The organism is Streptomyces sp. NPDC088254 (genome assembly GCF_044740925.1).
Taxonomy (GTDB): Bacteria; Actinomycetota; Actinomycetes; order Streptomycetales; family Streptomycetaceae; genus Streptomyces.
The window spans coordinates 253,038-267,039 of record NZ_JBIURQ010000008.1 but is presented as its reverse complement, the minus strand read 5'-3'; the positions used below and the strand labels follow the sequence as shown (position 1 = coordinate 267,039).

The 14,002-nt window shown below is 72.2% G+C and carries 14 protein-coding genes; 11 read left to right on the top strand and 3 right to left on the bottom strand.

Annotated elements, in window-relative coordinates; translation table 11 throughout:
- Positions 1–22: 22 nt before the first annotated feature.
- Positions 23–289: a hypothetical protein gene (locus ACIOC0_RS24100; protein WP_402157680.1), complete on the bottom strand. Its 267-nt coding sequence runs from the start codon at positions 287–289 to the stop codon at positions 23–25.
- Between ACIOC0_RS24100 and ACIOC0_RS24095 the strand changes: the two genes are divergently transcribed.
- Positions 273–1,004: an SseB family protein gene (locus ACIOC0_RS24095; RefSeq protein WP_402157427.1), complete on the top strand. Its 732-nt coding sequence runs from the start codon at positions 273–275 to the stop codon at positions 1,002–1,004. The two genes, ACIOC0_RS24100 and ACIOC0_RS24095, sit on opposite strands and share 17 nt — an antisense overlap.
- Positions 1,005–1,022: 18 nt before the next feature.
- Here the strand turns inward: ACIOC0_RS24095 and ACIOC0_RS24090 are convergent, their stop codons facing one another.
- The gene (locus ACIOC0_RS24090; protein ID WP_130444291.1) at positions 1,023–1,403 is read right to left on the bottom strand and encodes a DUF1844 domain-containing protein; all 381 of its coding nucleotides are present in this window, start codon (positions 1,401–1,403) and stop codon (positions 1,023–1,025) included.
- A 419-nt stretch (positions 1,404–1,822) separates the two neighbouring features.
- Between ACIOC0_RS24090 and infC the strand changes: the two genes are divergently transcribed.
- The 9 genes from infC to ACIOC0_RS24045 all read left to right on the top strand — a co-directional run bounded on the left by infC (position 1,823) and on the right by ACIOC0_RS24045 (position 11,607).
- A complete protein-coding gene (gene infC, locus ACIOC0_RS24085; protein ID WP_402157666.1) occupies positions 1,823–2,494 on the top strand; it encodes a translation initiation factor IF-3 in 672 nt (223 codons plus the stop codon).
- A gap of 111 nt (positions 2,495–2,605) precedes the next feature.
- Positions 2,606–2,800: a 50S ribosomal protein L35 gene (gene rpmI, locus ACIOC0_RS24080; RefSeq protein WP_004933563.1), complete on the top strand. Its 195-nt coding sequence runs from the start codon at positions 2,606–2,608 to the stop codon at positions 2,798–2,800.
- A gap of 104 nt (positions 2,801–2,904) precedes the next feature.
- Complete coding sequence (rplT, locus tag ACIOC0_RS24075) at positions 2,905–3,288, top strand: 50S ribosomal protein L20 (RefSeq protein ID WP_004002577.1); 384 nt, start codon at positions 2,905–2,907, stop codon at positions 3,286–3,288.
- Positions 3,289–3,428: 140 nt separating this feature from the next.
- Positions 3,429–4,295 carry a TrmH family RNA methyltransferase gene (locus ACIOC0_RS24070; protein ID WP_402157425.1) on the top strand — a complete coding sequence of 289 codons (867 nt, stop codon included), beginning with the start codon at positions 3,429–3,431 and terminating at the stop codon, positions 4,293–4,295.
- A gap of 53 nt (positions 4,296–4,348) precedes the next feature.
- Positions 4,349–5,482, top strand: a complete 1,134-nt coding sequence (locus tag ACIOC0_RS24065; protein ID WP_130444295.1) for an ATP-binding protein — start codon at positions 4,349–4,351, stop codon at positions 5,480–5,482.
- A 155-nt stretch (positions 5,483–5,637) separates the two neighbouring features.
- A complete protein-coding gene (gene pheS, locus ACIOC0_RS24060) occupies positions 5,638–6,759 on the top strand; it encodes a phenylalanine--tRNA ligase subunit alpha (RefSeq protein ID WP_402157423.1) in 1,122 nt (373 codons plus the stop codon).
- Positions 6,759–9,269 carry a phenylalanine--tRNA ligase subunit beta gene (pheT, locus tag ACIOC0_RS24055; RefSeq protein WP_402157422.1) on the top strand — a complete coding sequence of 837 codons (2,511 nt, stop codon included), beginning with the start codon at positions 6,759–6,761 and terminating at the stop codon, positions 9,267–9,269. Before pheS ends, pheT begins: the two co-directional genes overlap by 1 nt.
- A 382-nt stretch (positions 9,270–9,651) precedes the next feature.
- Positions 9,652–10,992 carry a transcriptional regulator gene (locus ACIOC0_RS24050; RefSeq protein ID WP_402157420.1) on the top strand — a complete coding sequence of 447 codons (1,341 nt, stop codon included), beginning with the start codon at positions 9,652–9,654 and terminating at the stop codon, positions 10,990–10,992.
- 84 nt (positions 10,993–11,076) lie between these two features.
- Entirely contained in the window at positions 11,077–11,607 is a 531-nt protein-coding gene (locus ACIOC0_RS24045; RefSeq protein WP_402157419.1) for an NUDIX hydrolase, read from the top strand.
- Positions 11,608–11,623: 16 nt separating this feature from the next.
- Here the strand turns inward: ACIOC0_RS24045 and ACIOC0_RS24040 are convergent, their stop codons facing one another.
- Positions 11,624–12,499, bottom strand: coding sequence for a 3-hydroxybutyryl-CoA dehydrogenase (locus tag ACIOC0_RS24040; protein WP_130444342.1), 876 nt, complete (start codon positions 12,497–12,499; stop codon positions 11,624–11,626).
- Between the two features lie 193 nt (positions 12,500–12,692).
- On the opposite strand from ACIOC0_RS24040, the gene ACIOC0_RS24035 reads away from it, so the two are divergent.
- Positions 12,693–13,997: a glycoside hydrolase family 10 protein gene (locus tag ACIOC0_RS24035; RefSeq protein WP_402157417.1), complete on the top strand. Its 1,305-nt coding sequence runs from the start codon at positions 12,693–12,695 to the stop codon at positions 13,995–13,997.
- Positions 13,998–14,002: the final 5 nt, after the last annotated feature.

The window sequence follows — 14,002 nt, the reverse complement described above, 5'->3', positions numbered from 1 at the left end:
TCCCGGCGCGGGGGGACGGTGTTCAGGCGGGCAAGAACGCCGACACCGCCGCCCTCGCCGCCGCCTCCACCAGCGTGATCCCGCCCGCCTGCGTCGCGCTGCCGTCCGACAGCACGGCCACCAGGTAGCCGTGCCCGCCGGCCGCCACCCGGCCGAGGCTGTTGACGCCGGGACGGTCGGGCCCGACGGCCTGGAAACCTGTGGAAGCGGGCCCCGCCCGCGCTCCGGGCCCCGCACCGGGCCGGCGGCCTCCCCCGATAGGGTCGGTGACCGTGGCGAACAAGAACATCCCCGACCCCGGCTACTCCGACGACGACGGCTCCGCCGACCCCGCACTGAGCGCGGCCCTCGCTGCCTGGGCCCAGGACCGCGCCGCCGTCGGCCCGGTCCTCGAAGCGCTCAAGGGCGCCCGCCTGCTCGTGCCCGTCGTGACCGTGCTCGGGGAGGTCGAGGAGGACGAGAACGGGCTGCGCCGCGAGAAGACCAGCGACATGGCCGTCCCCACCCTGAAGGCGGGCGCCCGCGTCGCCCTGCCCGCGTTCACCTCCACCGAGTCCCTCGCCCGCTGGGACCCCGAGGCCCGCCCCGTCGCCGTACCGCTGCACCAGGCGCTGCAGGCCGCCGCCCACGAGAAGGCCGACACGGTCGTCCTCGACCTGGCGGGGCCGGTCCCCTTCGAGCTGACCGGGCCGGCGCTGCTCGCCCTCGCCGAGGGCCGCACCACGACCGACCCGCTCACCGACCCGGCGGTCCTCGCCGCGGTGCGCGCCGTCGTGGCCGCCGAACCCGCCGTGCTGCGCGCCCACCTCGGGCCCGGACAGGCCGACGGCACCCTGGCCCTCGTCCTGGACCCGGCCGCCGCCCCCGCCGAGGCCGCCCGGTCGGTGGCCCGGCGCCTCGCAGGCGACGAAACACTGAGGGCCCGCCTGGTGCGCGGCCTCGACCTGGCACTGCTGCCGGCCGGGACGACGCCTCCGGGCGAGCCCCTGTACGTACGCGGATGAGCTGACGGCGTCCGCGGACTACTTGCCGTAGACCGCCCCGGTGTATTTCTCGCCCGGGCCCTGGCCCGGCTCGTCCGGGACGATCGACGCCTCGCGGAACGCCAGCTGCAACGACTTCAGGCCGTCGCGCAGCGGGGCCGCGTGGAAGGAGCTGATCTCGGTCGTGGACGCGTCGAGCAGGCCGGCGAGGGCGTGCACCAGCTTGCGGGCCTCGTCGAGGTCCTTGTACTTGTCGCCCTCTTCCGTCAGGCCGAGCTTCACGGCGGCGGCGCTCATCAGGTTGACGGCGACCGTCACGATCACCTCGACCGCCGGCACCTCGGCGATGTCGCGGGTCATGTCGTCGAAGCCGGCGGCGCCGGGGGTCTCGGGGGCGCCCGGGGAGGGGGTCTCACTCATGCTCCACACGATAGGGCCAGCGACACGCCCTGCCGACAGCGCCCTCTTGACAGCGCGGGGCGGCGGACACCTGATTCGCGCGCGCCTTCTCGACCTGCTAATCTCGTGTAACGACCGGTCGGACACGCGTGCCACTCAGCAGGCGGGTCCGGCCCACAAGTGGAGACTCCGAGCTCCCACCCGACTGTCCCCAGGGCGGCGGGTCACCCCGGTCAGGCGGCCGCCATCGTTCCGTACGGACGATGGAGTCGCCCGGTAGTGCGCCCCGCGATCCTCGCGGCGGTGCTCCGGTAGTGCTTGGAGCCCCGCCTGTGTCGTCCGGGGCATTTTTTGTGTTTCGGCGTGGTTATAGGTCTATCGAACACAGACGTTACGCGGCCGTCCGCCAGACGCTCGCGTGGTGCTACCGAGGAGGATCCATCAGCGCCGAGCCCCGCATCAACGACCGGATTCGCGTTCCCGAGGTGCGACTTGTCGGTCCCAGTGGCGAGCAGGTGGGCATCGTCCCCCTGGCCAAGGCACTGGAGCTTGCGCAGGAGTACGACCTGGACCTGGTCGAGGTCGCGGCGAACGCCCGCCCGCCGGTCTGCAAGCTCATGGACTACGGGAAGTTCAAGTACGAGTCGGCCATGAAGGCCCGTGAGGCGCGCAAGAACCAGGCGCACACGGTCATCAAGGAGATGAAGCTCCGGCCGAAGATCGACCCGCACGACTACGACACCAAGAAGGGTCACGTCGTCCGGTTCCTCAAGCAGGGCGACAAGGTCAAGATCACGATCATGTTCCGCGGTCGTGAGCAGTCCCGGCCCGAGCTGGGCTACCGACTGCTGCAGCGTCTCGCGGAGGACGTCCAGGAGCTCGGGTTCGTCGAGTCGAACCCCAAGCAGGACGGCCGAAACATGATCATGGTTCTCGGTCCGCACAAGAAGAAGACCGAGGCGATGGCCGAGGCCCGTCAGGCACAGGAAGCCCGCAAGGCGGAAGCGAAGGCCAACCCCGGCCGCTCGCAGAACGCCGCGGACGCCGTGCACGCCGAGGACCCCGCCGAGGTTCCTGCAGAGGCCCCTGCCGAGGCTTCCGCCGAGGCGTGATCCGAGGGACAGCGGTCCCGCGGACGTAACCGAAACAAGAGCGACGCTCCACCCGTGCCCGGTTGTGACGACCGGGCACCGGAGCGCCATCGACGAGGAGAGAACGGCGCTATGCCGAAGAACAAGTCGCACAGCGGTGCCAGCAAGCGCTTCAAGGTCACCGGCTCCGGCAAGGTGCTCCGCGAGCGCGCCGGCAAGCGCCACCTGCTCGAGCACAAGTCGTCCCGCGTGACGCGTCGCCTCACGGGCAACGCCGAGATGGCCCCGGGCGACGCCGCGAAGATCAAGAAGCTTCTCGGCAAGTGACGTCGGGCGCGGATCTTCCTCCCGCGCCTGATCTCTGACCGGGACCCAATCGATTACCGGGTCGTGTGAGTCCAACCACGGCCCCGCTACAAGGAGTCAATCAAGTGGCACGCGTCAAGCGGGCAGTCAACGCCCACAAGAAGCGCCGGGCGATCCTCGAGCAGGCCTCCGGCTACCGCGGTCAGCGTTCGCGTCTGTACCGCAAGGCCAAGGAGCAGGTCACCCACTCGCTGGTCTACAACTACAACGACCGCAAGAAGCGCAAGGGCGACTTCCGTCAGCTGTGGATCCAGCGCATCAACGCCGCTGCCCGCGCCAACGGCATCACGTACAACCGCTTCATCCAGGGTCTGAAGGCCGCGAACGTCGAGGTCGACCGCAAGATCCTGGCCGAGCTGGCCGTGAACGACGCCGGCGCCTTCGCCGCGCTCGTCGAGGTCGCGCAGAAGGCGCTGCCGAGCGACGTCAACGCCCCGAAGGCGGCGTGACGCTGCGCCGGCTCCAGCCGACGTGACCGGACCCGCAGGCCCCCCGGCCTGCGGGTCCGACTGCTTCCCCGAGGGCTTCGCCCCTAACCCCCGGCGCTTGACCGGTTCCGTCACATCTCCCGCCTCCCACCGAAGGTGCCATGCCCCCCGCCACCCCCGACCTCATCTCCCCCCGCTCCCCCCGCGTCTCGGCCGCGAGGCGACTGGCCCGGCGGAACTTCCGGGGCAAGGAGCGACTGTTCCTGGCGGAGGGACCGCAGGCCGTACGGGAGGCCGCCGCGCACCGCCCCCCGGGCGGCGCGGACGCGACGCTCGTCGAACTCTTCGCCACCCTCGAAGCCGCGGAACGCTACGCGGACATCATCGGCGAGGCACGCGCCGCCGGCGCCCGCGTCCACCTCGCCGACGAGCAGGTCATCGAGGACATCTCCACCACCGTCACCCCGCAGGGCCTCGCCGGCGTCTGCCGGTTCCTGGACACGCCGTTCGAGGACATCCTCGCCGCCCGCCCCAAGCTCGTCGCCGTCCTCGCGAACGTCCGCGACCCCGGCAACGCCGGCACCGTCCTGCGCTGCGCCGACGCCGCCGGCGCCGAGGCCGTCGTCCTCACCGACGCCTCCGTCGACCTGTACAACCCCAAGGCCGTACGGGCCTCCGTCGGCTCGCTGTTCCACCTGCCCGTCGCCGTCGGCGTCCCCGTCGAGCGGGCCGTGGCCGGGCTCAGGGACGCCGGGGTGCGCATCCTCGCCGCCGACGGGGCCGGCGCGCACGACCTCGACGAGGAGCTCGACAAGGGCGCCATGGGCGGGCCGACCGCGTGGGTGTTCGGCAATGAGGCCTGGGGCCTGCCCGAGGAGACCCGCGCCCTCGCCGACGCCGTCGTCCGCGTCCCCATCCACGGCAAGGCCGAGAGCCTGAACCTCGCCACCGCTGCGGCCGTATGTCTCTACGCGTCGGCCCGCGCCCAGCGCACCCCCGAAGGCTGCCGCACCGTCAGTTCCACCTAGTAGGGTGACCAGCTCGGGGGCCCCTCAGCCGTCTGAGAGGTGGGGTACGGGGAATGAGCGTCGGCATGAGCAGCACACGGGAAGCACGGGCCGTGCCGCACGCTGCCGCGTCCCCGTCGCCCGATGACGCCGCCGGCGTCGACCCCGACGACCTGCCCGACGGACTGGTCGTCGCCGACGAGCACGGCCACGTCGTCTGCTTCAACGCCGCCGCCGAACGCATCACCGCCCTGTCCGCCGAGGACGCCCTCGGCAGCCGGCTGGAGAAGGCCCTGCCGCTGGAGGACCTCGAAGGCCGCCGCTGGTGGCCGCTGACCGACCCCTACGGCGGGCTCGCCATCCGGGTGCGCCAGCCCGAACGCAACCTGCTGCTGCCCGGCGGACGCGAGGTCCTCGTCTCCGCGCGGTACGTGCGTAGCGAGCCCACCGGCCCCGTGCGCCGCGTCGTCGTCTGCCTGCGCGACACCGAGGCGCGCCGCCGCACCGAGCGCAGCCACGCCGAGCTGATAGCGACCGTGGCCCACGAGCTGCGCTCCCCGCTCACCTCCGTGAAGGGCTTCACCGCCACCCTCCTCGCCAAGTGGGCGCGGTTCACCGACGACCAGAAGCGGCTGATGCTGGAGACGGTCGACGCCGACGCCGACCGCGTCACCCGGCTCATCGCCGAACTGCTCGACATCTCCCGCATCGACTCGGGCCGGCTGGAGGTGCGCCGCCAGCCCGTCGACATGGGCGCCGCCGTCGGCCGGCACATCCAGGCCTACGTGGCCGCGGGCCAGCCCGCCGACAGGTTCCTGCTGCGCGTCGAGCAGCCGCTGCCCGACCTGTGGGCCGACCCCGACAAGGTCGACCAGGTGCTCAGCAACCTCATCGAAAATGCGGTGCGGCACGGCGAGGGAACCGTCACCATTGACGTCACGCCCGCCCCGTCCCCCCGTGAGGGGGAGGACGCCGGCACGTCGGTCACCGTGAGCGACGAGGGCGCCGGCATCCCGGAGGAGTCCATGAACCGCGTCTTCACCCGCTTCTGGCGGGGCAGCAAGCGCGGCGGCACCGGACTCGGGCTGTACATCGTCAAGGGCATCGTCGAGGCCCACGGCGGCGTCATCACGGTCGGCCGTGCCCCCGAGGGCGGCGCCGAGTTCCGATTTACGTTGCCCGTGAGCGCTCCGGCCTATCTGAGCTGAGTGCCCGCGGGCGCATTCGCACACCTCCACCCCGTTAGACTCGGCCTCTGGCACCCATGTGTCCTGCACACGGCCCTCCGCGCCGCTCACGGGGACCATCCGCCTGGGGGCACCTCCCAGCGTCAGCTGGGGGACAACCGGAAGCACGGGAAGAGATGTCGGCACCCAATAAGTCGTACGACCCTGTAGAGGTCGAGGCCTTGAAACCGGAAGAGATCGAGCGCATGCGGGACGAGGCGCTTGCCGCCTTCGCCGCCGCGGACTCCCTCGACGCGCTCCAGGAGGCCAAGGTCGCCCACACCGGCGGCACCTCCCCGCTGGCCCTCGCCAACCGCGAGATCGGCGCGCTGCCCCCGCACGCGAAGGCCGCCGCCGGCAAGCTCGTCGGCCAGGCCCGCGGCGCCGTCAACAAGGCCCTCGCCGGCCGTCAGGCGGAGCTCGAGGACGAGCGCGACGCGCGCGTGCTGGTCGAGGAGGCCGTGGACGTCACGCTGCCCTACGACCGCGTCCCGGCCGGCGCCCGCCACCCGCTCACCACGCTGTCCGAGCGCATCGAGGACGTCTTCGTCGCCATGGGCTACGAGGTCGCCGAGGGCCCGCAGGCCGAGGCCGAGTGGTTCAACTTCGACGCCCTCAACATCGGCCCGGACCACCCGGCCCGCGGCGAGGCCGACACGTTCTTCGTGCAGGCCCCCGACGGCGGCGGCGACAGCGGTGTCGTCCTGCGCACCCACACCTCGCCCGTGCAGATCCGCTCCCTGCTCCAGCGCGAGCTGCCGGTGTACGTGATCTGCCCCGGCCGCGTCTACCGCACCGACGAGCTGGACGCCACGCACACCCCCGTCTTCCACCAGGTCGAGCTGCTCGCCGTCGACGAGGGCCTCACCATGGCCGACCTCAAGGGCACCCTCGACCACATGGTCCAGGCGCTGTTCGGCGAGGGCATGAAGACCCGGCTGCGGCCCAACTTCTTCCCCTTCACCGAGCCGTCCGCCGAGATGGACATGGTGTGCTACGTCTGCCGCGGCGAGTCCGTCGGCAACCCCGACCGCCCTTGCCGTACCTGCTCCTCCGAGGGCTGGATCGAGCTCGGCGGCTGCGGCATGGTCAACCCCAAGGTGCTGACCGCCTGCGGCGTCGACCCGGAGAAGTACAGCGGGTTCGCCTTCGGGTTCGGCATCGAGCGGATGCTGATGTTCCGCCACAACGTCGAAGACATGCGAGACATGGTCGAGGGTGACGTCCGGTTCACCCGGCCGTTCGGGATGGAGATCTGATGCGGGTCCCGCTTTCTTGGCTGCGGGAGTACGTCGACCTGCCGGCCACCGAGACCGGCCGTGACGTCCAGGCCAAGCTCATTTCGGCCGGCCTCGAGGTGGAGACCGTCGAGCACCTCGGCGCCGACCTCAAGGGTCCCCTGGTCGTCGGCCAGGTCCTGACCATCGAGGAGCTGGAGGGCTTCAAGAAGCCGATCCGCTTCTGCACGGTCGACGTCGGCCAGGCCAACGGCACGGGCGAGCCCCAGGAGATCGTCTGCGGCGCCCGCAACTTCGCCGTCGGCGACAAGGTCGTGGTCGTCCTGCCCGGCGCCACCCTGCCCGGCGGCTTCTCGATCTCCGCGCGCAAGACCTACGGCAAGACCTCCCACGGCATGATCTGCTCCGGCGACGAGCTGGGCATGGGCGACGACGGCACCGGCGGCATCATCGTGCTGCCGCCGGAGACCGAGGTCGGCAAGGACGCCATCGAGCTGCTCGAACTGGTCGACGAGGTCCTCGACATCGCCGTCACCGCCAACCGCGGCGACTGCCTGTCGATCCGCGGCGTCGCCCGCGAGACCGCCATCGCCTACGGTCTGCCGCTGCGCGACCCCGCCCTCATCGACGTGCCCGCCCCGAACGCCTTCGGCTACCCCGTCCAGGTCTCCGACCCGGTCGGCTGCGACCGCTTCACCGCTCGCACGGTCACCGACCTCAGCCCCGAGGCGCGCTCCCCGATCTGGCTCCGGCGCCGGCTCCAGAAGGTCGGCATGCGCCCGATCTCGCTCGCCGTCGACGTCACCAACTACGTGATGATGGAGCTGGGCCAGCCCCTGCACGCCTACGACCGCTCCCTCGTCCAGGGGACGATCGGCGTGCGCCGGGCCGCGGAGGGCGAGAAGATCGTCACCCTCGACGGCGTCACCCGCACCCTGCACGCCGAGGACCTGGTGATCACCGACGAGCGCGGCCCGATCGGCCTCGCCGGCGTGATGGGCGGCGCCGACACCGAGATCGCCGACCACGAGGCGGACGGCGGCACCACCGCCGTCGTCATCGAGGCCGCCCACTTCGACGCGGTCTCCGTCGCCCGTACGGCCCGCCGGCACAAGCTGACCTCCGAGGCCTCGCGCCGCTTCGAGCGCGGCGTCGACCCGCAGGCCGCGGCCGCCGCCGCGCAGCGCACCGTCGACCTGCTCGTGCTCCTCGCGGGCGGCACCGCCGAGGCCGGCGTCACGGAGGTCGTCGCGCCGTCCACGCCGCACACCGTGACCGCCCCGGCCGACCACCCGGACAAGGTCGCGGGCGTCGCCTACGGCCGCGAGACCGTCGTACGCCGGCTCCAGGAGATCGGCTGCCATGTGGAGGGGCAGGACGAGCTGCTCGTCACCGTGCCGTCCTGGCGGCCCGACCTCGTCGAGGCCAACGACCTCGCCGAGGAGGTCATCCGGCTGGAGGGCTACGAGAACCTGCCCTCCACGCTGCCCAAGCTCCCCTCGGGCCGCGGTCTGACCCACCGGCAGCGGCTGCACCGCCGCGTCGGCCGGGCCCTGGCCGGCGCCGGCTACGTCGAGGCGCCGAACTACCCGTTCGTCGGCGAGCAGGTCTTCGACCAGCTCGGACTGGCCGCCGACGACCCGGCCCGCCGTGTCGTCAAGCTGGTCAACCCGCTGAACGAGGAGGAGCCCGCGCTCCGCACGACGCTGCTGCCCGGCCTGCTGGCCGCGCTGCGCCGCAACGACGGCCGGGGCAGCCACGACCTCGCGCTGTTCGAGACCGGGCTCGTCTTCCACCCCCGCGAGGAGCGGCCGGCCGCGGTCCGTCTGCCGGTCGACCGGCGGCCCACCGAGGCGGAGATCGCCGCGCTCGACGCCGCGCTGCCCGAGCAGCCGCGCCACGTCGCCGTCGTCCTCGCGGGCGCCCGCGAGCAGGCCGGCTGGTGGGGCAAGGGCCGCCCGGCCGACTGGGCCGACGCCGTCGAGGCGGCCCGGACCGTCGCCCGTGAGGCCGGCGCCGAACTGATCGTGCGCAGTGGCCAGTACGGGCCGTGGCACCCGGGCCGGTGCGCCGAGCTCGCGGTCGTCGTCGACGGTGACGAGCGGGTCGTCGGACACGCGGGCGAACTGCACCCGCGGGTGCTGAAGGCCCTGGGCCTGCCCGCCCGTACGTCCGCCATGGAGCTGGACCTCGACGTGCTGGAGCGGGTCGGCGACGACACGCCCCAGGCGCCGAGCATCTCCTCGTTCCCCGTCGCCACGCAGGACGTCGCCCTCGTCGTCGACAGGTTCGTCCCGCACGCCGACGTCGAGGCCGCGCTGCGTGAGGGCGCGGGCGAACTGCTGGAGAGCATCCGCCTGTTCGACGTGTACGAGAACGCGGAGCAGCTGGGCGAGGGGCGTAAGTCGCTGGCCTACGCGTTGCGCTTCCGCGCGGGGGACCGGACGCTGACGGTCGACGAGGCGTCGGCCGCCCGCGACGCGGCGGTCGCCCTGGCGGGCGAGCGGACGGGGGCGGTTCTGCGGGGCTAGTGGTCGTGGGCGGTGCTGCCGTCGGCCGGCTGCGGGTCCACTGCGGCCGATCGCGCAGTTCCCCGCGCCCCTAAGAGGCAAGGGCGCAGCCCCATGCCTTAAGGGGCGCGGGGAACTGCGCGACCAGCCCCCGACGACCCGCGCCGGACAACGCACCCGGTACCGAATCGGCGCCCCCGGCCAAACCCGCGGAGCGAACCGCCGGGCCGTCGCTTTCGAGGGGGAGCCGACGGCCCGGCGAACCTCTTGCGAGGCATTTCAGTCAACCGGCTGTGCACGCTGAGCGACAGCGTGCACACGGCTCGGGTGCGCGCACTCGGTTCACACCCCGTGTGAAGCCGGACCCACTACCCTGGCGGCATTGAGCCACCGGGGGGCACCCATGCAGCCCAACACACTGCTCGACGCGATCCTGGACGAGGCGGGGATCTCCCACGCGGGTCTCGCGGCCCACGTCAACCAGGCCGGGCGGGCTCGGGGGCTCGCGCTGCGTTACGAGCACACGGCCGTCGCGAGGTGGCTGAAAGGGCAGCGTCCGCGCGGGCAGGTGCCCGACCTGATCTGCGAGGTGCTCGCCGGCCGGCTGCGGCGCCCCGTCACCCTCGACGACATCGGCCTCGGCGTCCCGGGAGAGCCCTCCACCCCGCACGGCGCGTCGCTGTCGGGGTTCGTCGAGCGGGCCACCGCGCTGTGGCGCTCCGACGAACAGCAGCGGCCGCACATCCTGGGCGCCCCCGCCGTCACCGGCACGCCCGCCGTGATGCCGGTGTGGGAGTGGGAGAACCCGCCCGAGGACGTCGACGTCTCTCGCGGCGGCCGGCACCGGGTGACGTCCGCCGACATAGAGACGCTGCGCGCGGCCCGCACTCACTACGAGCAGATGTACCGGAAGACGGGCGGCGTGGCGACGCGCAGCCGGATCGTCGGCTTCCTCAACGCTGAGGCGGCCCCACTGCTGCGCGGCGGCTACACCGACGCGACGGGGCGTCAACTGCACCGTGCCACAGGCGGGTTGGTGGCAATCGCCGGTATCTGCGCGTACGACTCGGACGCGCACGGGCTCGCGCAGCGCTACTTCCACCAGGCGCTGCGGCTCGCCAAGGCCAGCGGCGACCGGGGACTGGGCGCCTATGTGATCGCGCTGCTGGTCAACCAGTCGCTGTTCATGCGGGAGCACCGGCAGGCCGTCGCCTTCGCTGAGGCCGCGCTGCGCACCGCGGGCAAGCACATCACCCCGGCCCTCGCCTCCGACCTGTACGCGATGCAGGCGAAGGCGTACGCACACCTCGGCGACGGCACCAGCGCCCTGTCGTGCATCCGCAGCGCCGAGACGGCAGCCGACCGGATCATGCGGGGCCGGGAACCCGACGAGACCGGCTACGTCCAGCCGGGACTGGTCAACGTCCAGGTGGCGGAAGCCCTGTTGAGCCTGGGCGATCTCACGGCGGCGGCGGAGCACGCCACGGCGGCCGTCGGCAGTCCCGCCCATGACCGGGGCCGGGTGCACCGGCTGGCCATGCTCAGCACGATCGAACTGCGCCAGGGCAACGCCGACAAGGCGGTGGCCATCGCGGTGGAAATGGCGGAGCAGGCACGGGGGATGGAGTCCCAGCGTCTGCGCGACAGACTCCGGGCGGTGCGCGAACACCTGGTGCGCAGCGGCTGCGCGGGCACGTCCGAGGCGGCCGAACTCATCGACGGGGCGCTGCGCGTACCCCTGTAGCGTCGTGATGTGGCCTGACTCCGGATCGGCTCGGCACGTCGCCTGCTGCGATATTGCCCCTTACCCGACGGAAGGCGGCAGACCGTGCAGTGGGCGAAGCAGAACGAACGAACCGTGTATGAGAACCGCTGGTTCAGCGTCAACCTGGCCGATGTCGAGCTGCCGGACGGCCGGCACCTCGACCACTTCCTCATCCGGCTGCGGCCGGTCGCCGTGGCGACGATCGTCAACGAGGCGGACGAGGCCCTGTTGTTGTGGCGCCACCGCTTCATCACCGACAGCTGGGGCTACGAACTCGCCGCCGGGGTCGTGGAGGACGGCGAGGACATCGCCCGCGCGGCGGCCCGGGAGCTGGAGGAGGAGACCGGCTGGCGGCCCGGCCCCCTGCACCACCTCATGAGCGTGGAACCCTCCAACGGCCTCACCGACGCCGTCCATCACATCTACTGGGCGGACCGCGGCGAGTACGCGGGACCCCCCGTGGACGACTTCGAGTCGGACCGCCGGGAGTGGGTCCCCCTGGAACGCGTACCCGACCTGGTCGCCCGGGGGGAGGTGCCGGCCGCCAACATGGCGGCCGCGTTGATGCTGCTCCACCACCGCAGGCTCGGCTGACCCGGGCCGGCCGGCCTCAGGCGTAGGTGTAGAAGCCGGAGCCGGTCTTGCGGCCCAGGCGGCCGGCGTCCACCATCCGCTGCAGCAGCGGGGGAGCGGCGTACAGCGGCTCCTTGTACTCCTCGTACATGCTCTGCGCGACCGAGGCGACCGTGTCCAGGCCGATCAGGTCGGACAGCTTCAGCGGGCCCATCGGGTGGGCGCAGCCCATCTCCATGCCGTTGTCGATGTCCTCGCGGCTGGCGATGCCCGTCTCGAACATCCGGATCGCGGAGAGCAGGTAGGGGATCAGCAGCGCGTTGACCACGAAGCCGGAGCGGTCCTGGGCGCGGATGGAGTGCTTGCCCAGCAGCTTCTCGGCGAACAGCTGCGCTCGGCCGAGCGTGCCCTCGGAGGTGGTCAGCGCCGGAATCAGCTCGACGAGCTGCTGGACCGGGGCCGGGTTGAAGAAGTGGATGCCGACGACGTGGTCGGGCCGCGAGGTGGCGACCGCCAGCTTCACCAGCGGGATGGAGGAGGTGTTGGAGGCGAGGATCGCGTCCGGGCGGGTCACGACCTGGTCCAGCACCTGGAAGATCTCGGTCTTGACCCCCTCGTTCTCGACCACGGCCTCGATCACGAGGTCACGGTCGGCGAACTCGCCGAGGTCCGTGGTGAAGGCCAGGCGCGCCTGCGTGGCGTCCCGCTCCTCCGCGGTGATCTTGCCTCGGTCGGCGGCCTTGGCCAGGGAGTTGTACAGCCGGGTACGGCCGATCTCCAGGGCCTCGCCGGTGGTCTCGGCGACCATGACGTCGAGTCCGGCGCGGGCGCACACCTCGGCGATGCCCGCCCCCATCTGGCCGCAGCCCACCACTCCGACGCGTGAGATGTCTCCCGCTGGGATGCCTGTCACATCGTCCCTTTCCCGCGCTGACTCGAAGCGCTTGATCGACGGCCGGGGGAGCCTTCCGGGTCTCGGACGGCTCTGCTCCGATCGTGCACGTTACTAGTAAGTATCGATGATCGATCGTCGGGGTGGGGGCATGCTGTGCCCGGACGACGATCCGTGACCGCACGGATCCACGGCGTGTGTGGGGATGTGCGCGATGGGGCGACTGACTCGGCGGGCGTTCGCGCTGGCGGCGTTCTCGACGGTCTCGGCGTTCACGACCGGGGCGACGACGGCCGGGGCGGCGGCGAACGCGCTGCGGCCTCCCGGCCACGGGAGCGGCGGCCACGGCAGCGGCGGCCGTGGGCACGGCGGCGGTGGCGGCGAGGTACGGGCGACGCGGGAGATGCGGGGCATGTGGCTCGCGACCGTCGCCAACCGCGACTGGCCGTCCCGTGCGGGGCTGACCGCGGCCCAGCAGCGCGCCGAACTGATCGGCTGGCTGGACCTCGCCGTCCGCAAGCGCCTGAACACCGTGATGCTCCAGGTGCGGCCCACGGCGGACGCCCTGTGGCCCTCGCCGTACGAGCCGTGGTCGCAGGTCCTCACCGGCGTGCAGGGCAGGTCGCCCGGCTGGGACCCGCTCGGCACCGCCGTGAAGGAGGCCCACGCCCGCGGGCTCGAACTGCACGCCTGGTTCAACCCCTACCGGGTCGCCACCCACGCCGACCCCTCCCGGCTCGTCGCCTCCCACCCGGCGCGCAAGCACCCCGACTGGGTCGTGCGGTACGGCGGGAAGCTGTACTACAACCCCGGCCTGCCGGCTGTCCGCGCCTTCGTGCAGAACGCGATGCTCGACGCGGTGAAGAAGTACCCCGTGGACGCGGTGCACTTCGACGACTACTTCTACCCCTACCCGGTGGCCGGGCAGACCTTCGACGACGACGACGCCTACGACCGCCACGGATCGGCCTTCTCCACCCGGGCCGCCTGGCGGCGCGACAACATCGACAAGCTGGTGCGCGAGACGGCGGCCCGCATCAAGGCCGTCCGCCCCGGCACGCAGTTCGGCGTCAGCCCGTTCGGCGTGTGGCGCAACGCCTCCACCGACTCCCGCGGCTCGGACACGAACGCGCTGCAGTCGTACGACGCCGTCTACGCCGACACCCGCAAGTGGGTGCGCCAGGGCTGGATCGACTACATCGTGCCGCAGCTCTACTGGCACATCGGCATGACCGCCGCCGACTACGCCAAGCTCGTGCCCTGGTGGGCGCAGGTCGCGCGGGGCAGCCGGACCAGGCTCTACCTGGGGGAGGCGCTGTACCGGGCGGGGGACTCCGCACAGGCCGCGGCCTGGCAGAAGCAGAACGAGCTGTCCCGCCACCTGGCCCTCGCCAAGAAGCACCCGGAGGTCCGCGGCCATGTGTTCTTCGCCGCCAAGGACGTGCGCACGGACCGGATCGGGGCGATGGCACGGGTGATCGCCGACCACTACGGGCAGCCGGCGAAACCCCCGCGCTAGGACGC